The sequence below is a fragment of the Pseudomonas sp. R2-60-08W genome (genome assembly GCF_003852335.1).
Taxonomy (GTDB): Bacteria; Pseudomonadota; Gammaproteobacteria; order Pseudomonadales; family Pseudomonadaceae; genus Aquipseudomonas.
On the sequence record NZ_CP027731.1, the window covers coordinates 2,774,411 to 2,792,175 of the forward strand.

At 59.8% G+C, this 17,765-nt stretch carries 19 protein-coding genes and 1 pseudogene; 17 read left to right on the forward strand and 3 right to left on the reverse strand.

Going from position 1 to position 17,765, the window contains the following annotated elements:
• Nucleotides 1–2 precede the first annotated feature (2 nt).
• From iolB to C4J90_RS27425, 12 genes and pseudogenes are all read left to right on the forward strand, one after another.
• Nucleotides 3–791, forward strand: coding sequence for a 5-deoxy-glucuronate isomerase (gene iolB, locus C4J90_RS12540; protein ID WP_124419930.1), 789 nt, complete (start codon nucleotides 3–5; stop codon nucleotides 789–791).
• 26 nt (nucleotides 792–817) lie between these two features.
• Complete coding sequence (locus C4J90_RS12545) at nucleotides 818–1,633, forward strand: TIM barrel protein (RefSeq protein WP_124419931.1); 816 nt, start codon at nucleotides 818–820, stop codon at nucleotides 1,631–1,633.
• Between the two features lie 10 nt (nucleotides 1,634–1,643).
• Complete coding sequence (iolD, locus tag C4J90_RS12550) at nucleotides 1,644–3,575, forward strand: 3D-(3,5/4)-trihydroxycyclohexane-1,2-dione acylhydrolase (decyclizing) (protein WP_124419932.1); 1,932 nt, start codon at nucleotides 1,644–1,646, stop codon at nucleotides 3,573–3,575.
• Nucleotides 3,576–3,594: 19 nt separating this feature from the next.
• Nucleotides 3,595–4,605 carry a Gfo/Idh/MocA family protein gene (locus C4J90_RS12555; protein ID WP_124419933.1) on the forward strand — a complete coding sequence of 337 codons (1,011 nt, stop codon included), beginning with the start codon at nucleotides 3,595–3,597 and terminating at the stop codon, nucleotides 4,603–4,605.
• Nucleotides 4,606–4,758: 153 nt separating this feature from the next.
• Nucleotides 4,759–5,787 carry a Gfo/Idh/MocA family oxidoreductase gene (locus C4J90_RS12560; protein ID WP_124419934.1) on the forward strand — a complete coding sequence of 343 codons (1,029 nt, stop codon included), beginning with the start codon at nucleotides 4,759–4,761 and terminating at the stop codon, nucleotides 5,785–5,787.
• A gap of 128 nt (nucleotides 5,788–5,915) precedes the next feature.
• On the forward strand, nucleotides 5,916–6,092 hold the full coding sequence (locus C4J90_RS26895; protein ID WP_163001556.1) for a hypothetical protein: 177 nt from the start codon (nucleotides 5,916–5,918) through the stop codon (nucleotides 6,090–6,092).
• 48 nt (nucleotides 6,093–6,140) lie between these two features.
• Nucleotides 6,141–7,076 carry a sugar ABC transporter substrate-binding protein gene (locus C4J90_RS12565; RefSeq protein WP_124362704.1) on the forward strand — a complete coding sequence of 312 codons (936 nt, stop codon included), beginning with the start codon at nucleotides 6,141–6,143 and terminating at the stop codon, nucleotides 7,074–7,076.
• A gap of 65 nt (nucleotides 7,077–7,141) precedes the next feature.
• On the forward strand, nucleotides 7,142–8,695 hold the full coding sequence (locus tag C4J90_RS12570; protein ID WP_124362705.1) for a sugar ABC transporter ATP-binding protein: 1,554 nt from the start codon (nucleotides 7,142–7,144) through the stop codon (nucleotides 8,693–8,695).
• A gap of 25 nt (nucleotides 8,696–8,720) precedes the next feature.
• Entirely contained in the window at nucleotides 8,721–9,743 is a 1,023-nt protein-coding gene (locus C4J90_RS12575; RefSeq protein ID WP_124362706.1) for an ABC transporter permease, read from the forward strand.
• 420 nt (nucleotides 9,744–10,163) lie between these two features.
• Nucleotides 10,164–10,568, forward strand: a complete 405-nt coding sequence (locus C4J90_RS12580; RefSeq protein WP_003191666.1) for a TraR/DksA C4-type zinc finger protein — start codon at nucleotides 10,164–10,166, stop codon at nucleotides 10,566–10,568.
• A gap of 544 nt (nucleotides 10,569–11,112) precedes the next feature.
• Complete coding sequence (locus C4J90_RS12585) at nucleotides 11,113–12,345, forward strand: methyl-accepting chemotaxis protein (RefSeq protein ID WP_372237500.1); 1,233 nt, start codon at nucleotides 11,113–11,115, stop codon at nucleotides 12,343–12,345.
• Nucleotides 12,291–12,484: pseudogene (locus C4J90_RS27425) on the forward strand (hypothetical protein). The gene C4J90_RS12585 and the pseudogene C4J90_RS27425 overlap by 55 nt, the downstream one beginning before the upstream one ends.
• Here the strand turns inward: C4J90_RS27425 and C4J90_RS12590 are convergent.
• Together C4J90_RS12590 and C4J90_RS12595 are read right to left on the reverse strand one after the other, a co-directional pair.
• Nucleotides 12,450–12,692 carry a DUF2789 domain-containing protein gene (locus C4J90_RS12590; protein WP_124362708.1) on the reverse strand — a complete coding sequence of 81 codons (243 nt, stop codon included), beginning with the start codon at nucleotides 12,690–12,692 and terminating at the stop codon, nucleotides 12,450–12,452. The pseudogene C4J90_RS27425 and the gene C4J90_RS12590 sit on opposite strands and share 35 nt — an antisense overlap.
• Nucleotides 12,693–12,763: 71 nt before the next feature.
• The gene (locus C4J90_RS12595) at nucleotides 12,764–12,994 is read right to left on the reverse strand and encodes a hypothetical protein (RefSeq protein ID WP_124362709.1); all 231 of its coding nucleotides are present in this window, start codon (nucleotides 12,992–12,994) and stop codon (nucleotides 12,764–12,766) included.
• Between the two features lie 762 nt (nucleotides 12,995–13,756).
• Here C4J90_RS12595 and C4J90_RS12605 point away from each other — a divergent pair.
• The 5 genes from C4J90_RS12605 (at nucleotide 13,757) to C4J90_RS12625 (ending at nucleotide 16,903) form a co-directional block, all read left to right on the forward strand.
• On the forward strand, nucleotides 13,757–14,227 hold the full coding sequence (locus tag C4J90_RS12605; protein ID WP_124362711.1) for a hypothetical protein: 471 nt from the start codon (nucleotides 13,757–13,759) through the stop codon (nucleotides 14,225–14,227).
• A 131-nt stretch (nucleotides 14,228–14,358) separates the two neighbouring features.
• On the forward strand, nucleotides 14,359–15,375 hold the full coding sequence (locus tag C4J90_RS12610; RefSeq protein WP_124362712.1) for an ABC transporter substrate-binding protein: 1,017 nt from the start codon (nucleotides 14,359–14,361) through the stop codon (nucleotides 15,373–15,375).
• Nucleotides 15,376–15,501: 126 nt separating this feature from the next.
• Nucleotides 15,502–15,939 carry a DUF3995 domain-containing protein gene (locus tag C4J90_RS12615; RefSeq protein WP_124419936.1) on the forward strand — a complete coding sequence of 146 codons (438 nt, stop codon included), beginning with the start codon at nucleotides 15,502–15,504 and terminating at the stop codon, nucleotides 15,937–15,939.
• A gap of 90 nt (nucleotides 15,940–16,029) precedes the next feature.
• On the forward strand, nucleotides 16,030–16,359 hold the full coding sequence (locus tag C4J90_RS12620) for a hypothetical protein (RefSeq protein ID WP_124419937.1): 330 nt from the start codon (nucleotides 16,030–16,032) through the stop codon (nucleotides 16,357–16,359).
• A 97-nt stretch (nucleotides 16,360–16,456) separates the two neighbouring features.
• The gene (locus C4J90_RS12625; protein ID WP_124419938.1) at nucleotides 16,457–16,903 is read left to right on the forward strand and encodes a GNAT family N-acetyltransferase; all 447 of its coding nucleotides are present in this window, start codon (nucleotides 16,457–16,459) and stop codon (nucleotides 16,901–16,903) included.
• Between the two features lie 441 nt (nucleotides 16,904–17,344).
• Here C4J90_RS12625 and C4J90_RS12630 read toward each other — a convergent pair whose 3' ends face one another.
• Nucleotides 17,345–17,707 carry an NUDIX hydrolase gene (locus C4J90_RS12630; protein ID WP_124365144.1) on the reverse strand — a complete coding sequence of 121 codons (363 nt, stop codon included), beginning with the start codon at nucleotides 17,705–17,707 and terminating at the stop codon, nucleotides 17,345–17,347.
• Between the last annotated feature and the right edge of the window lie 58 nt (nucleotides 17,708–17,765).

Sequence of the window (17,765 nt, forward strand, 5' to 3'; positions counted from 1 at the left end):
CCATGAGCTTGCTGGTCAAGAGCAATAAACGTGGGCAAACCATGGTCGCCCTGGAAGCCGGGCGCCTGGAGTATGTGGGTTTTAGCGCTTATCGCTTGAGCCTGGGCGAAACCCTGCCGGTCAGCGCCGGCGATAAAGAGCTGTGCCTGGTGCTGCTCAGCGGCCGGGTGAATATCGAAGGTGAGGGCTTCGACTGGCAGAACCTGGGGGACCGTCAATCGGTGTTCGAGGACAAATCCCCGTTCGCCGCCTACCTGCCGCCGGGCACCCAGGCCCAGGTCAGCGCCTTGAGCGACGTGCAGATCGCTGTCTGCGCCGCGCCTGGTGCGAACGGTTACACACCGCGCCTGATCCGCCCGGAGCAGTGCAAGCGCAGCGTGCGTGGCAAGGGCGCCAACACCCGCTACGTGTGCGACATCCTGCCCGACAGCGAGCCGGCCCATTCGCTGCTGGTGGTGGAAGTGCGCACGCCGTCCGGGCATTCGTCGAGCTATCCGCCGCACAAGCACGACCTTGATGACCTGCCGCACCAGAGCTTTCTGGAGGAGACCTACTACCACCAGGTCAACCCGCCCCAGGGCTTCGTGTTCCAGCGGGTCTACACCGACGATCGCAGCATCGACCAGGCCATGGCCGTGGAAAACAGTGACCTGGTGGTGGTGCCCAAGGGCTATCACCCGGTCAGCGTGCCGTACGGCTACGAGTCGTATTATCTGAACGTGATGGCCGGCCCCAAGCGCGCCTGGCACTTCCATAACGACCCGCAGCACAGTTGGCTGCTGGACCTCTGAACGGTTTTGCATGGAGAACAACAACAATGAAGTCGCCGTTACGTTTTGCCCTTAACCGCATGGTCGCGCCCAACCTGTCCCTGCCGGATTTCATCCAGTTGGCCGTGGCCTTGAAGTGCGACGCCATCGAGATCCGCAATGACCTCAAGGACCGCCAGATCGAATACGGCGCCCCGGCCAGCCGCGTGCGCCAACTGTGCGCGGCCCAGGGCATCACGGTGCTGTCGATCAACGCCTTGTACCCCTTTGATGTATGGAATGACGAGCGCCGTGCCCAAGCGATCGAGCTGGCCACCTATGCCCGGGAATGTGGCGCGCAAGGCCTGGTGATGTGCCCGTTCAACGAGCCGGGCGACATCCGCAACGAAGCCCAGCGCGCCGCCGGTTTGCGCACCGCGCTAAGCGAGTTGGCGCCGATCCTGCGCGAGCACGGGATTCTCGGTTTTATCGAACCGCTGGGCTTCGAAGAATGCGCCATGCGCCGCAAGCGCGTGGCGGTGGACGCGATCCAGTCCATCGGCGGCCTGGATGTGTTCCGCCTGGTGCACGACACCTTCCATCATCACTTGGCCGGCGAGCACGAGTTCTTCCCTGAGCTGACCGGGCTGGTGCACATCTCCGGCGTGGAAGATGCCGAGGCGCCGCTCAATTCGATCCGCGACGGCCACCGCGTACTGGTGGGCGAGGGCGACATCCTCGGTAACGCCGCGCAGATCGACACCTTGCTCAGCACTGGCTACAGCGGCTACCTGTCGTTCGAGCCGTTTGCCACAAGTGTGCATGAGCTGGCGGATATCCAGCAGGCCTTGGGGGCAAGCATCGCCCACCTGAAAAAACGTTAAGGGGTGCGACATGACCACAACCCGACTGACCATGGCCCAGGCCCTAGTGAAGTTCCTGGATAACCAATACATCGAAGTCGATGGCGTGCAGAGCAAATTCGTCGCCGGCGTGTTCACGATATTCGGCCACGGCAATGTGCTGGGCCTGGGCCAGGCGCTGGAGCAGGACAGCGGCGACCTGGTAGTGCATCAGGGCCGTAACGAGCAGGGCATGGCCCACGCTGCCATCGGTTTCGCCAAGCAGCACCTGCGGCGCAAGATCTACGCGTGTACCGCATCGGTCGGGCCCGGCGCGGCAAATATGCTCACCGCTGCGGCGACCGCGACGGCCAACCGTATTCCGTTGCTGCTGTTGCCGGGCGATGTCTATGCCAGCCGTCAACCGGACCCGGTGCTGCAACAGGTCGAACAGTTCCACGACTTGAGCATCAGTACCAACGATGCATTCCGTTCGGTGAGTAAATACTGGGACCGCATCAACCGTCCCGAGCAACTGATGACGGCGGCGATCCAGGCCATGCGCGTGCTTACCGACCCCGCCGACACCGGCGCGGTGACCTTGGCCCTGCCCCAGGACGTGCAGGCTGAAGCCTGGGACTATCCCGACTATTTCCTGCAAAAGCGCGTGCACCGTATTGAGCGTCGCCCAGCCACCGCCGCGATGCTTGGCGATGCGCTGGCGGCCTTCAGCGGCAAGCGCAAACCGTTGATCATCTGCGGTGGCGGGGTTAAATACTCCGGCGCGAATGCCGCGTTGCAGGCCTTCGCCGAGCGCTTCGAGATTCCCTTCGCCGAAACCCAGGCGGGCAAGAGCGCGGTGGTTTCAAGCCACCCGCTGAACGTTGGCGGCATTGGTGAGACCGGCTGCCTGGCGGCCAACCTGCTGGCACCCGAGGCGGATCTGATCATCGGCATCGGCACCCGTTATACCGACTTCACCACGTCGTCCAAATCCCTGTTCAAGCACGCCGAAGTAAAGTTTCTCAACCTCAATATTTGCCCCGGCGATGCGTTGAAACTCGACGGCGTGCAAGTGCTGGCCGACGCCAAGGTTGCCCTCGAAGCGTTGGCCGATGCCCTCGGTGATTACCGTTCCGGCTGGGGCGAGCAGATTGCTGACGCCAAGGCGCAGTTGGATGCCGAAGTGGACCGCGTGCATCAGGTCGAATACCACGGTGATGACTTCGTGCCGGAAGTCGACGACCACCTGGACCGCGCGGTACTGCGCGAATTCATCGAGCTGACCGGCTCATGCCTGACCCAAAGCCGAGTGCTTGGCGTGCTCAACGCGACGCTCGCCGATGACGCAATCATCGTCGCCGCCGCCGGCAGCCTGCCCGGCGATCTGCAGCGCGCCTGGCGCAGCAAGGGCGTCAACACCTACCACGTCGAGTACGGCTATTCGTGCATGGGCTACGAGATCAATGCCGCCCTTGGTGTGAAGCTGGCCGAGCCGAGCAAAGAGGTGTACGCGCTGGTCGGCGATGGCTCCTACATGATGCTGCATTCGGAGTTGGCCACTTCGATCCAGGAGCGCCGCAAGATCAACGTGGTGCTGCTCGACAACATGGCCTTCGGTTGCATCAACAACCTGCAGATCGGTAACGGCATGGACAGCTTCGGCACCGAGTTCCGCTATCGCAACCCCGAGAGCGGCAAGCTCGACGGCGGCCTGGTACCGGTGGATTTCGCCATGAGCGCGGCGGCTTACGGCTGCAAGACCTACAAGGTCAGCAGCGTGGAACAGCTTGAAGCGGCTCTGGCCGATGCGCGTACTCAAACCGTGTCGACCCTGATCGATATCAAGGTACTGCCCAAGACCATGGTCCATGGCTACCTGTCGTGGTGGCGGGTGGGCGTGGCGCAGGTGTCCACCAGCGAACGCACCAACGCCGCCGCGAAAAAACTCAATGAACACCTGGCCAAGGCCCGGCAGTACTAATAACAAGAGGAGTGTTTGTATGTCGTTGAAGCTTGGAGTGATCGGTACCGGTGCCATCGGCCGTGACCATATTCGTCGTTGCAGCCAGACCCTGCTCAATAGCCAGGTGGTGGCGGTCACCGATATCAACCTGGAACAGGCGGCTAAGGTGGTGGCCGAGTTGAAGCTGGACGCCGAGGTATACCCGGATGGTCACGCGCTGATCAACTCGCCGCAGGTGCAAGCCATACTGGTGACCTCGTGGGGGCCGAGCCACGAGGAGTTCGTGCTCGCCGCCATCGCTGCGGGTAAACCGGTGTTCTGCGAGAAACCCCTGGCCGTGACCGCCGAAGGCTGCCGCAGGATCGTCGAGGCCGAAGTGGCGCACGGTAAACGTCTGGTGCAAGTCGGGTTCATGCGCCCTTACGACGAAGGCTATCGCGCCTTGAAAGCCGTGATCGACAGCGGCCAGATCGGCGAGCCGCTGATGCTGCACTGCGCGCATCGCAACCCGACGGTGGGCGAAAACTACAAGACCGACATGGCGATTACCGACACCCTGATTCACGAACTGGATGTACTGCGTTGGCTGCTCAATGACGACTACGTCTCGGTGCAGGTGGTGTTCCCGCGCAAGACCAGCAAAGCCCTGGCCCACCTGCGCGACCCGCAGATCGTGCTGCTGGAGACCGCCAAGGGCACGCGCATCGACGTCGAAGTGTTCGTCAACTGCCAATACGGCTACGACATTCAGTGCGAAGTGGTGGGGGAGAGCGGCATCGCCAAATTGCCCGAGCCTTCCCAGGTGCAACTGCGCAGCGAGGCCAAGCTGTCGAATGCGATTCTGATGGATTGGAAGGACCGGTTTATCGGCGCCTATGACGTGGAATTGCAGGCGTTCATTGACAGCGTGCGGGCCGGGCAAGTGGGCGGGCCGTCGGCGTGGGATGGCTATGCGGCAGCGGTGGCGGCGGATGCGTGTATTGAAGCGCAGGGCAGTGGGCAGATTGTAAAAGTCAGCCTGCCGGATCGCCCACACTTCTACGGCTGATCACAATTTCACAGGTGCAACCGGGTCAATGTGGGAGGGGGCTTGCTCCCGATGGCGGTGTGTCAGGTACAGATTTAGTGACTGATACTCCGCTATCGGGGGCAAGCCCCCTCCCACATTTGATTCGGTTCCACTTCAAGTAAGGAGTGAGTTATGCGAATCGGACTGGTCGGCTATGGCCATGGAGGGCGCTTTTTTCATGCGCCACTGATTGCAACATTGCCGGGCGCCACGTTTGTGGGGGTGGTGACCCGTTCACCCGAGCGTCGTCAGCAATTGAATACCGATCTGCCAGGGGTCAAGGCCTTCGACAGCATCGGCCAGATCGTCGAAGCCGGCGTCGATGCCCTGGTCATCTCCACCACCCTCAAGGGCCGCCCGGCGCTGGTACTGGAAGCCATCGAACATGGCGTGGCGGTGGTCAGCGACAAGCCCTTCGCCGCCAACGCCGAGCAGGCCCGGGCCTTGATCACCGCCGCTGAACGCCAAGGCACGCTACTCAGCGTCTACCAGAATCGGCGCTGGGACTCGGATTACCTGACCCTGCGCAAACTCATCGATGCCGGTGCCTTGGGTGAGATCACCCGTTTCGAGTCCCGTGTCGAACGCTACAGCCCGCAGGCAGTGGGCAATGCCAGCGGCGGCGGCTGGTTGCGCGACCTCGGCAGCCATTTGGTGGACCAGGCGCTGCAATTGTTCGGCCCGGTGGACAAGGTATTCGCGCAATTGCAATTCACCCCTGAGCACCCCAACGTCGATCACGGCTTCTTCGTGTCCCTGACCCACGCCAACGGGGTGGTCTCCCATTTGTGGGGCAACGCCCTGCAGAACTGCCAGGCTCCGCGTTTTCGCGTCAGCGGCACCTTGGGTTGCTATACCGTGGACGGGCTGGATGGCCAGGAAGAAGCATTGATGGCCGGCAAGTCGCCGAAAACCGAAGGCGATCATTGGGGCGCGGAAGAACATCGACGCTGGGGCTGGTTCGAACAGGGGCCGGAGCGTGAAAGGGTGCCCTCTGAAAAGGGCTGCTGGACCCAGTTCTATCGGCAGTTGCAAACGGCGGTGCAAGGCCAGGGCTCATTGCCCGTGGACGCCTATGACGCGCTGGAAACCACCCGTATATTGGACGCCGCACGCCTCAGCGCCGAGCGCCAGCAGGTGGTTTCAACAAAAATAGAATAAAATTCTAAAACAGGTTGATATGGAAATTATTTTCCAATAAAGTCTTTTCCAGGTTGCATAAAGTACGTCTTGGGCTCGACCCCGGCGACTCAACAAAAACAAGATCAAAAACAACCAGGTACCGTCAGATGAAAATCTTCAACGCTGTACTGCGAGTTTTACGCCCTGCCCACACGCCACGCGCACTGCCCCGCGCCCGGCCGTTCTACTTCTCCTTCCTCAATGTGCTGTGCGTCGAAAACCAGGGCGCGCTGGTCTGCTGCATTCCAGGCGCGCCGGTGGTGCGGGTGCCCGCCGAGCGCTGATAAACGCAACGTCCATAAAACCAACAAGAAAGTGGAGACAGACCGTTCATGAAGACCCCGATTCGTTTTACCGCGCTGGCCCTGTCGATGCTCCTCGCCAGTGGCGTCGCCACGGCCGCCGACATCAAGGTGGGCGTGAGCATGTCCGCCTTCGATGACACCTTCCTCACCTACCTGCGTGAAGACATGGACAAGCAAGCCAAGTCCTATCCCAAGGGCGACGGCGTGCAACTGCAGTTCGAAGACGCCCGCGCCGATGTGGTCAAGCAATTGAGCCAGGTCGAGAACTTTATCAGCCAGAAAGTCGACGCCATCATCGTCAACCCGGTGGACACCGCCTCGACAGCCAACATCATCAAGGCCGCCACCGCAGCGAAAATTCCGCTGGTGTTCGTCAACCGCCGTCCCGACCAGAAAGACTTGCCCAAGGACGTGGTCGCGGTGACGTCCGATGACGTTGAAGCCGGCAAGCTGCAGATGCAGTACATCGCCGAAAAACTCGGCGGCAAGGGCAAGATCGTGATCCTGCTCGGCGACCTGGCGAACAACTCCACCACCAACCGCACCAAGGGCGTGAAGGAAGTGCTGGCCAACTACCCGGGCATCAAGATCGAGCAGGAACAGACGGGTACCTGGTTGCGCGACAGGGGCATGACCCTGGTCAACGACTGGCTGACCCAGGGCCGTGAGTTCAATGCCGTACTGGCCAACAACGACGAGATGGCGATTGGCGCGTCCATGGCGCTCAAATCGGCAGGCACCAAACCCGGCACCGTGTTGATCGCCGGGGTTGACGGCACGCCGGACGGCCTCAACGCAATCACCAAGGGTGAGATGGCCGCCTCGGCGTTCCAGGATGCCAAGGGCCAAGCCGTGGGCTCGGTGGAAGCGGCGCGCAAGATGGCCAGGAACGAGCCGGTGGAGCAGAACGTGGTGATCCCGTTCAAGCTCATCACGCCGGACAACGTCAAAGACTTCAAGTAGCCCTGACCTCACAACCCTAAGCCGGCAGGGCGGTCACGGCCGCCCTGCAGATGGAGTACCTTCCTATGCTCGCTCATGCCACTGTCTCGCAGCCGCCGGGTATCCAGCCGCTGGCGCAGGACGAACCCTACCTGCTGGAAATTCTCAACATCAGCAAAGGCTTTCCCGGCGTCGTGGCCCTGGACGATGTGCAGTTGCGGGTGCGCCCCGGCACGGTGCTGGCGCTGATGGGCGAGAACGGTGCGGGCAAGTCGACGCTGATGAAAATCATCGCCGGCATCTATCAGCCCGATGCCGGCGAAATTCGCCTGCGCGGCAAGCCGATTGTGTTTGAAACGCCCCTGGCGGCCCAAAAGGCCGGGATTGCGATGATCCACCAGGAACTCAACCTGATGCCGCACATGAGCATCGCCGAGAATATCTGGATCGGCCGTGAGCAGCTCAACAGCCTGCACATGGTCAACCACCGCGAAATGCACCGCTGTACCGCCGAGCTGCTGGCGCGGCTGCGCATCAACCTCGACCCGGAAGAACAGGTCGGCAACCTGAGCATCGCCGAGCGGCAGATGGTCGAGATCGCCAAGGCCGTGTCCTATGACTCCGACATCCTGATCATGGATGAACCGACCTCGGCGATTACCGAGAAGGAAGTCGCCCATCTGTTTTCGATCATTGCCGACCTCAAGTCCCAGGGCAAAGGCATCGTCTACATCACGCATAAAATGAACGAAGTGTTCGCCATCGCCGATGAAGTGGCGGTGTTTCGCGACGGCCAGTACATCGGCTTGCAGCGTGCCGACACGATGAACAGCGACAGCCTGATCTCGATGATGGTCGGCCGTGAGCTGAGCCAGTTGTTCCCGGTACGCGAGACGCCAATCGGCGACTTGTTGCTGTCGGTGCGCAACCTGAGCCTGGACGGTGTTTTCACGGACGTTTCGTTTGACCTGCACGCCGGCGAAATCCTCGGCATCGCCGGGTTGATGGGCTCGGGCCGCACCAACGTGGCGGAAACCATTTTCGGCATCACCCCAAGCAGCAGCGGGCAGATCACCCTCGACGGCAAACCGGTGCGCATCAGCGACCCGCACATGGCCATCGAGAAGGGCTTTGCGCTGTTGACCGAGGACCGCAAGCTCAGCGGCCTGTTCCCGTGCCTGTCGGTGCTGGAGAACATGGAAATGGCGGTGTTGCCGCACTATTCGGGCAACGGTTTCATCCAGCAGAAAGCCCTGCGCGCCTTGTGCGAAGACATGTGCAAGAAGCTGCGAGTGAAAACCCCCTCGCTGGAACAGTGCATCGATACCTTGTCCGGCGGCAACCAGCAGAAGGCGCTCCTGGCGCGCTGGCTGATGACCAACCCGCGACTGTTGATCCTCGATGAGCCGACCCGTGGCATCGATGTGGGCGCCAAGGCCGAGATCTACCGCCTGATCGCCTTCCTCGCCAGCGAGGGCATGGCGGTGATCATGATTTCCTCGGAACTGCCCGAAGTGCTCGGCATGAGCGACCGGGTGATGGTGATGCACGAAGGCGAACTGATGGGCACCCTGGATCGGGCTGAGGCCACCCAGGAAAAAGTCATGCAATTGGCCTCCGGTATGACCGTGGTCCACTGACTCCAGAATAAGAAGGTAATTGGCTATGAACGCAATAACAGACAACAAGCCGGCGATGGCACCGGTCAAGAACCGTCGACGCATGCCCACTGAATTGAGCATCTTCCTGGTGCTGATCGGCATCGGCCTGGTGTTTGAGTTGTTCGGCTGGATCGTGCGCGACCAGAGCTTTTTGATGAACTCCCAGCGCCTGGTGCTGATGATCCTGCAAGTGTCGATCATCGGCTTGCTGGCCATCGGCGTGACCCAAGTGATCATCACCACCGGCATCGACCTGTCGTCCGGCTCGGTGCTGGCCTTGTCCGCGATGATCGCTGCCAGTTTGGCGCAGACTTCCGATTTTTCCCGCGCGGTGTTTCCGTCCCTGACCGATTTGCCGGTGTGGATCCCGGTGGCGATGGGCCTTGGCGTGGGGCTGCTGGCGGGGGCGATCAACGGCAGTATTATCGCGGTGACCGGGATTCCGCCGTTCATTGCGACCCTGGGCATGATGGTCTCGGCCCGTGGCCTGGCGCGTTACTACACCGAAGGCCAGCCGGTGAGCATGCTGTCGGACTCGTACACGGCCATCGGCCATGGCGCGATGCCGGTGATCATCTTCCTGGTGGTGGCGGTGATTTTCCATATCGCCCTGCGCTACACCAAGTACGGCAAGTACACCTACGCCATTGGCGGCAACATGCAGGCGGCGCGTACTTCGGGGATCAACGTCAAGCGGCACCTGATCATCGTCTACAGCATCGCCGGCCTCCTGGCGGGCCTGGCAGGCGTGGTGGCCTCGGCCCGTGCGGCGACCGGCCAGGCCGGCATGGGCATGTCCTATGAGCTGGACGCAATCGCGGCGGCAGTGATCGGCGGCACCAGCCTGGCGGGCGGGGTAGGGCGCATCACCGGCACCGTGATCGGCGCGCTGATCCTCGGCGTGATGGCCAGTGGGTTTACCTTTGTTGGGGTGGATGCGTATATCCAGGACATCATCAAAGGGCTGATCATCGTGGTGGCGGTAGTGATCGACCAATATCGCAACAAGCGCAAGCTCAAGCGTTGAGACAATATTGAGGACAGCACCGGTCAAATGTGGGAGGGGGCTTGCTCCCGATTGCGGTGGCTCAGTCAAACAGATGGCGACTGACACTCCGCAATCGGGAGCAAGCCCCCTCCCACATTGAGTAATGCGCCAGCTTGTTCAACCGTTTGTCTTCTATATAGCTCACCTGGACTGAATTTCTTGCTATAAACGCACTCCGATGACCGTTCGCCAAGCCCGTCCTGGTGCTTTTGGGGGTTGATCGGGAAAAATGCCTGTCATTTCAGTTGCTGCGCCTTCAAGTCGGCCTTAGACTGCCGCCCCTCGTAAATTGAGTGCCGGGTGGCGCTTGGAACGGATGGCGCCTTTCCGAGACCTGCAGAGGTCGGCCGGAACGCTCCCTTATTCGCCTTAATGCACGTATTTTTTATAGAGAAATCAATGACAAAGGAAAAGTTGCTGGCCATGCCGGCGGATGACTACATGAATGCCGAACAGCACGCTTTTTTTGAGAAGTTGCTGCAAGACATGAAAGTGGAACACCACGAGCGCATTGAACAGAACCGTATCGCCATTGAAAGCCTGGACACGCCTGCCGACCCGGCTGACGCTGCTTCCGTGGAAGAAGAGCGCACCTGGCTGGTCAATGCCATCGATCGCGACCAGCGCATGTTGCCGCAACTGGAGCGTGCCCTGGAACGTATCAAGGAAGATTCCTTTGGCTGGTGTGATGACAGCGGCGAGCCTATCGGCCTCAAGCGCCTGCTGATCAGCCCCACCACCAAATACTGCATCGAAGCGCAAGAGCGCCACGAGCAGATCGACAAGCACCAGCGTCAAGCCTGATGCGCTGCACGGGGGGCCGCATGCCCGGCTCCCCAAAGAATTATTCGTTACGCCCTGGTTATTGATCTACTGCATGCACTTGCACTAAAGGCCCATGGATAATGGCCCGATAGTGGCGTTTAATGCAGACACAATAACGACAAGCAGCGGGGTAACGACAATGGCTGGAGACGGATCTCTGACGGGCGCAGCAGTGCCACCGCAATCGGTGGCGCGCGTGCTGCCCGGCTGGCTCACACCGCTCGCGCAGAGCGCCGTCCTGGTGCTGCTACTGCTGGGCCTCGCGTTTACCCGCTTGCCGCTCTATGTGTGCCTGCCGCTGGCCTTGCTGGTGATCTGGCTACCCCGCCTGAAAAGTCCCAAGCCTGGGGTGGCGCACGCTGCGGCCAGCGATGCGATTGGCGAGCTGACGCGCGATCTTTCCTATACCACCAGCCATAATGCACTCTCCGCTGCGGGCGTGGCCTATTCGGTCAAGCAGCTGGCGGCGCGTGTGCAATCGCAACTCGGCGCCTCCCAACAGATCGTCAGCAGCGCGCAAGTGATGATCAGCACCGAACAGGTCACTTCCCAGCTCAGCCGCCAGGCGTTGGGCGCGGCCAGCCAAGCCCATCAGCGCAGCAGTGAAGGCCGGGAAGTGCTGGTGCAGTCCATCACCCGCATGCATCAACTCAGCCAGCGTGCCGATGCCAGCCGCGAGCTGATCGAAGCCTTGAGCCAGCGCAGCGAGGAAATCCAGCGTGTGACGCTGGTGATCCAGTCTATTGCCAGCCAGACCAACCTGCTGGCGCTGAACGCGGCGATCGAGGCGGCGCGGGCCGGTGAACATGGGCGTGGCTTTGCCGTGGTCGCCGATGAAGTACGCGGCCTCGCTGGCCGTACGGCCACGGCCACGGATGAAGTCGGGGTGATGGTCGCTGACATCCAGCAACGTACCGCCCAGGTGGTGGAGCGGATTCGCCAACTGTCGGCGGACCTGCACACCGGTGTTAAACAGGTGGAATCTGCAGGCGAACACCTGGCGAGCATCGCCAGCCTGGCGGCGGATGTGGAAACCCAAGTCAGTGAAATCGCCCAGGGCACCGACACCAATCGCACGCAACTTGACAGCTTGTTCCACGCCGTGGAGCAGATGCGCAGCGACCTCACGGTAAGCGATCAGCAAACCCGCCAGCTCGCCGACGCCGCTGTGCAAATGGAAGGGCAGGCTGAAACCATCAGCGAACGCCTGGCGCAAGTCGGCCTGGATGACTATCACCAGCGTATCTACGACTTGGCTCGCGAAGGCGCCAGGCGCATTGCCGAACAGTTCGAGGCGGATGCGCTGAGCCGCCGGATCAGCCTCGAGGATCTGTTTGACCGCAACTACACGCCGATTGCGAACACCCGCCCGAGCAAATATAAAACCCGGTTTGACGCTTACACCGACCAGGTGTTGCCCGCCATTCAAGAGGCGCTGTTGCCACGTCATGAAGGCTTGGTGTTTGCGATCGCCTGCACCCAACAGGGCTACGTGCCGACGCATAACAAAGTGTTTTCCCACGCCTTGACCGGGGATGACCAAGTGGACGCAGTGCAGAACCGCACCAAGCGCAAGTTTGACGACCGTACCGGCATACGCTGCGGTAGCCATCAACAGCCCATGTTGCTGCAGACTTACACGCGCGATACCGGCGAGCTGATGCACGACTTGTCGGTGCCGATCATGGTCCAGGGGCGCCATTGGGGTGGTTTGCGTTTGGGCTACAAACCGCAAGGTGCAAAGCCAGGGCGATAACGATACGACGCGGCACCACCTTCACCAGCCGTGAGGAGGCGCAGGAATGCAAGGCTGCCTGGCAAGCGCTGATGCGCCGGAGCAATCAGGCAGCCTGCATTGCATCAAGCGGCGGGAGACTCGTGCAGCAGGGCGTTGAGGTCATCGACCGCAGGCGCCCATTCGGCGTCGATATGCAATTGTTCCCTGAGGAAGGCCGCTTGTTGCTCGCTCCAGAACGGCGCGTCGATGAGTTTGACGTCATCCGGCAAACGGTGTTCGGCGGTGAAGCGTTCGATGGCTTCCTGGCTGGAATCCAGGCCTAGTTGTTCGAATAGGGTTTCAAGTGTCGGGGTGGTGGTGTCCATAACATTCTCCATGCGGGCTGATCATCGTCCTGCATGTGAGGGGTATGGCACGCCAGAGTTCTATCGGATTATCAAGAACTGAGTGCGCCTGAATCCACGGCGGCTTTCAGCTCCTTGGCGGCCTCTTTTGCTGCGATGGCCGCAGCGTCGACAGTTTTGAACCAGCGGTCTTTCTCTACCTGATGCGCTGTCACTGTGGTCAACGGCGGTTTGGCCCGCATGATGATGACTGCTTGAAACTCACCGTCTACTTCCCTGGCATCGCCATGGATAAAAAATTCGCCAATATCAAATTCCGTCACGTATAGGCTTCTCTTCAAGGTAACTGCACTGATGAAACCTGACCCGCACGGGGCAAACTCCAATGGACGGGTCAGTATGGCAGTTGTTGAAGGGCCGCTGTGCAGTAAAGTCAGCCAGGTGACGAAACGAGTGTGCCGTGCAGACTATACAAATTGGCTTCCAGGGCTTTGGCCAATGCACAGGCCTTGGTGTGATCGCTGCGAAAGCCTTTTATCCTGCCGCTGGTCACTTCCTGGATATGGAAAAAATTCCTTCCGGCCGGCACAACGCGATAAAGCACGGAATGGGAGTACCCATCGGGCGTAGGTAAGCAGTAGTATTGCGGTTCGTCCGGACATGATGAACGCGAGTGGAAGGACGTATCGTCGTGTTGACGTCGTAGCATGCTCAGCTCCTGTCGATCGACCTTGTTGTTATAGCCGCCACATTTTGGGTGGTTTGACTAGTGTTGCTGTTTTAGTATTGTCGTTGGCGGCACGCGCCTGGTTCCATGTCCAGGTGTTTTCTTTTGTGATGCGTGTCGGAAAACTGTGTTTTTAATCGGGTTATTCTCTGAAGTTGCTCGACTCGTATTCTCGGGTCGTTGAACCTGTGATTTGCTGTGTTGCCGGATGACCTCGCATAAGGGCCGCCGCGCTTATCTGTACGGGTCTTATGGGTTTTCTTCAGGATTTTAACGAGTCTGTGATCGTGCCGTAACGGCCGTTTTTTTGTGCTGCCCGCTCAAGCGGTCAGTGCTATTTCGATGTGGGGACGTTTCCTTGGCAGTCAGTAATCTGGATATGCACGCGTTATTCGTGCTGGGTGATTTGCGCGCAAAGTTGGTCAAGCAGTTTCAATCTCGTTTTGTCTACGTCACCGAGCAGACACCGGAAGGTATCTACGTCGCTGAGATCGATACCGAAGCCGCGTTGGTGGTGGACGACAAGCCACGCCTGGAACTCAAGGTCGGCGACCATTTTCGCGCGGCGGTATTGCCCAGCCGCGAAGGTGGCAAGTTCGAACTGAAATTCCGCGATATCAAGTTGACCGTGTATGGCCTGGGCGACTATGCGTTTGTGTCATCGGCCGAGGGCGAGGGGATTGTGTTCAAGGAAGGCCACAGCGTCATGCTGGTATTTGCTGCCCACGAACAGCTGCAGGAAGGCCTGACCAAAACCCTCAAGGCCGTGACAGGCAAAGCCGCCAAGTGGCGCAAGGGCGAACTGGTGACGTTCAAGGCCAGTGAATAAATATCGCCACGGCGAACTTCTTTTATCTTCCGGAACCTCTACTACAGTTGAGTTGACTTAACTATTCAGAGGCTTCGCGCATAGCAGCAAAGCCGTCCGCTGATGGCTGCGATATCGCGAGGTGCGAGGGTATGAAAGGAATGCGAACACTGTTGGCTGCATCGTTGACGGCCCTGGGCCTGTCACTGGCGTCAATGCCGGTATCGGCCGCCCAGGCGCCGGTGCACTTTGCCGACCTGAACTGGGAAAGCGGCAGCCTGATTACCGAGGTGCTGCGGTTCATTGTCGAGAAGGGCTACGACTTGCCAACCGACACGTTGCCCGGTACCACCATCACCCTGGAAACCGCCCTGGCCAAGAACGACATCCAGGTGATCGGTGAAGAGTGGGCGGGCCGCAGTCCGGTCTGGGTCAAGGCCGAGGCTGAAGGCAAGGTGGTAGGCCTGGGCGATACGGTCAAGGGCGCCACCGAGGGCTGGTGGGTGCCGGAATACGTGGTCAAGGGAGACCCGAGCAAAAATATCAAGCCCCTGGCCCCTGACCTGAAAAGCGTAAACGACCTGGCGCGCTACAAGGATGTGTTCCGAGACCCTGAGTCTCCCGGCAAAGGGCGCTTTCTCAACAGCCCCATCGGCTGGACCTCGGAAGTGGTCAACAAGCAAAAGCTCAAGGCGTACGGCCTGGACACCAGCTACGTGAACTTTCGCAGCGGCTCGGGGGCGGCACTGGATGCCGAGATTGCGTCGTCGATCCGCCGGGGCAAGCCGGTGCTGTTCTACTACTGGTCGCCCACGCCGTTGATGGGCCGCTATAAATTGATTCAACTGCAAGAGCCGCCGTTCGACGCCGAGGCCTGGAAGACGCTGACGGATGCGGACAATCCTGATCCCAAGCCGACGCGCTCGCTGGCCTCGAAATTGAGCATCGGCGTGTCCACGCCGTTCCAGAAGGAGCATCCGCAGATCGCCGAGTTCTTTGAGAAGGTCGAGTTTCCCATCGAGCCGCTCAACAAAGCGCTGGCGGCGATGAGCGAGCATCACACAGCACCCAGGGACGTCGCCCAGGCGTTCCTCAAGGAGCATCCTGATGTGTGGAAGGCCTGGTTGACGGACGATGTGGCGCGCAAGGTTGAGGCAAGCCTCCAGTAGAGCGCGGATCAACCTTTGGGAAATGAGCGCGCGGGCTTGTGCGGCGCGCCCGCTCCGCCGACGAAATACCTGCAGAAACCTTCAGGGCGACTATCCTCATTCGCACATTTCTGTGAGGAGCCCGCCATGAGCTTCATCATCGCGCGCTGGATCGTCGCAATTTTTACCTGCATCAGCATGGTGCATCTGTACTGGGCCGCGGGCGGCAAACTCGGCAGCCTGGCCGCCATTCCTCAATTACCGGGCGAATTCGCCAGCGGGCCAAGGCCGGCGTTCAAACCCTCGGCGCTGGGCACCTTTCTGGTCGCCATGGGGCTGGTGGCGATTGCGCTGCTCGTCTGTCTGCGCGCCGGGCTTTATTTTTCGCCGGTGTCCCATGGGGCGCTGCAATGGGGGATCAGTGCGATCGCCGTGGTAATGTTTGCCCGGGCGATTGGGGATTCGGAGTTGGTGGGGTTTTTCAAAAAAGTCAGCGGCTCCAGGTTTGCCAAGCTGGATACCTTTCTCTATTCGCCGCTGTGCCTGGTGCTGGGCGCCGGGCTGTTGGTGGTGGCATGGGGCTGAGGGGTGGAGGATAGGGCAATCTGATGGCCCCTCTGTAACAAAATTCTCGCCAGAATCACTTTTATTTCAGGTGGTTAGGTGAGGAAGCTAATGCGCACTGTTGGAATCATGCTGATTGCCTGTTCCCTGGCCGGCGGCGCGGCAGCCGCGCAGGCTCGGGAGTTGCGCGAGGGTGACAAGTATATGTGCAGTTGGGGCGCAGGCACGGCTGCCAGGGCTCAGGAGCTCAAGCTTTCGGGGGTGTCGCTGTACGCCGCGCGGCAAAAGATCCAGACCATCAAATTCAACAAATCGTGGATGCGCATGATGGCCATGGGCATTACCGAGCAGACCTATGACAGCCGTTCACGGCTCAAACCCGAGGTGATTCGCCAGAGTTTTTACCAGGATTGCGTGCGCTATAAGGTGGCGCGTAAATAAGCGTTTTTTCCTACCGTGCTGCCGAGTGGTTTACAAATCCACGACAAATGCTGTGTAAGTATTTGCATACAATCGCGTGCTTGATCAGGAGGCATGTATGCAAGTGCTTATTCGAGTGGCGACCGTCGAAGACCTCGACACGCTTATTAAAATTCGTACCTCGGTGGTGCAAAACCATTTGAGCCTTGAACAGATGGCTGATCTGGGGATCACGCCACAGGTACTGGCCGACGCGCTGCGCACAGCCCCGTGCGCATGGGTCGCAGAAGTGGACGGCCAGGCAGCGGCCTTTTCCATGGTCGATCTTGAGACCGGCGAGGTGTTCGCGATGTTCGTCTTACCTTCCCACGAGAACCTGGGCCTGGGCCGGCGGTTGATGGCGGTGGCCGAGGCCGCGTTGTTTGTGCATCACGAGCGCGCGTACTTGGTCACTGATGGCCGCGATGAAGTCCGCGCTAACGGGTTTTATCAGCGCCTGGGGTGGCTGAGGGCCGGCCGTGTTGAGGGTGATGACGTTCGCTACGAAAAAAGCAGGGCGCACTGACTTCATGAGCGCCTAAGCCTCCCGATTAGCTAATAGCTTGCGCAACTTCGTGCTGGCGTGTTGGGCGCTGCAGCGCGCATGCAGGCGATTGAACAAACCGTTATTGAAAACTGTGAAAGTGGAATAACTAATATCCCTTTTTTATAAGTGGATAAAGTTCAAAGCCTTGCCCCTAACTTGCACCAAAAAGTGGCACAAATTTGCCTCTTTCCTTAAAAAACATGTGGTTATTGAATGACTTACGATGCTTCCATTCCGACGAAAGGAAGAAAATAATCTTGTGACGTGTTTTTGCAATCGCTAATATAGCCGTGCGTTCACCTCCCACGGTTTATGCATTTTTAAATCCCAAGTTTCCATCAGCTACTTGGGATTTTTTTTGCCTTGAATTTGACCCTGTGCACAGCAGTGGCAGCACGGCTCGCCAGTCAAACCGTCGCGTCAGAGGCGGCGCAGGAAAGATTTGACGATGTGCCGCGTGGCGTCAGTGGTGTCTAACTCATCGAGAGCGTTGTAGGCGTACCACTGGCAGTCGACGATCTCGTTGCACGGTCGCGCCTCGTCGATGTTCACCACCGAGGCCTCAAACACATGGTGCAGGGTGTCGCGGGCCTTCAGCTCCTGCAGGTACAGCAAGCCGTCCACGTTCAACCCCGTTTCTTCTTCCAACTCGCGTTCTGCCGCGCCCACCGGGCGTTCGCCGCGTTCGACCTTACCGCCCGGCAACGCCCATTTCGATCTTGCCTTGCGCACGAAGAGGATATGCCCCTCGTGTTCGCATATGACCGTGGCCCGTATTTTCATCATCTGTGCCCGTAACGAAATCTCTGTCATAAAAGTGTAATGCAATTGTCATGCTAAG

Coding starts and splice junctions, on each gene's coding strand:
- C4J90_RS12560 (WP_124419934.1), top strand. CDS start 4,759: ATGCGAATCGGACTGGTCGGCTATGGCCATGGAGGGCGCTTTTTTCAT.
- C4J90_RS12590 (WP_124362708.1), bottom strand. CDS start 12,692: ATGGACACCACCACCCCGACACTTGAAACCCTATTCGAACAACTAGGC.
- C4J90_RS12630 (WP_124365144.1), bottom strand. CDS start 17,707: ATGAAAATACGGGCCACGGTCATATGCGAACACGAGGGGCATATCCTC.
- C4J90_RS12610 (WP_124362712.1), top strand. CDS start 14,359: ATGAAAGGAATGCGAACACTGTTGGCTGCATCGTTGACGGCCCTGGGC.
- C4J90_RS12545 (WP_124419931.1), top strand. CDS start 818: ATGAAGTCGCCGTTACGTTTTGCCCTTAACCGCATGGTCGCGCCCAAC.
- iolD (WP_124419932.1), top strand. CDS start 1,644: ATGACCACAACCCGACTGACCATGGCCCAGGCCCTAGTGAAGTTCCTG.
- C4J90_RS12565 (WP_124362704.1), top strand. CDS start 6,141: ATGAAGACCCCGATTCGTTTTACCGCGCTGGCCCTGTCGATGCTCCTC.
- C4J90_RS12575 (WP_124362706.1), top strand. CDS start 8,721: ATGAACGCAATAACAGACAACAAGCCGGCGATGGCACCGGTCAAGAAC.
- C4J90_RS12615 (WP_124419936.1), top strand. CDS start 15,502: ATGAGCTTCATCATCGCGCGCTGGATCGTCGCAATTTTTACCTGCATC.
- C4J90_RS12555 (WP_124419933.1), top strand. CDS start 3,595: ATGTCGTTGAAGCTTGGAGTGATCGGTACCGGTGCCATCGGCCGTGAC.
- C4J90_RS12625 (WP_124419938.1), top strand. CDS start 16,457: ATGCAAGTGCTTATTCGAGTGGCGACCGTCGAAGACCTCGACACGCTT.
- C4J90_RS12570 (WP_124362705.1), top strand. CDS start 7,142: ATGCTCGCTCATGCCACTGTCTCGCAGCCGCCGGGTATCCAGCCGCTG.
- C4J90_RS26895 (WP_163001556.1), top strand. CDS start 5,916: ATGAAAATCTTCAACGCTGTACTGCGAGTTTTACGCCCTGCCCACACG.
- C4J90_RS12580 (WP_003191666.1), top strand. CDS start 10,164: ATGACAAAGGAAAAGTTGCTGGCCATGCCGGCGGATGACTACATGAAT.
- C4J90_RS12585 (WP_372237500.1), top strand. CDS start 11,113: ATGATCAGCACCGAACAGGTCACTTCCCAGCTCAGCCGCCAGGCGTTG.
- C4J90_RS12620 (WP_124419937.1), top strand. CDS start 16,030: ATGCGCACTGTTGGAATCATGCTGATTGCCTGTTCCCTGGCCGGCGGC.
- iolB (WP_124419930.1), top strand. CDS start 3: ATGAGCTTGCTGGTCAAGAGCAATAAACGTGGGCAAACCATGGTCGCC.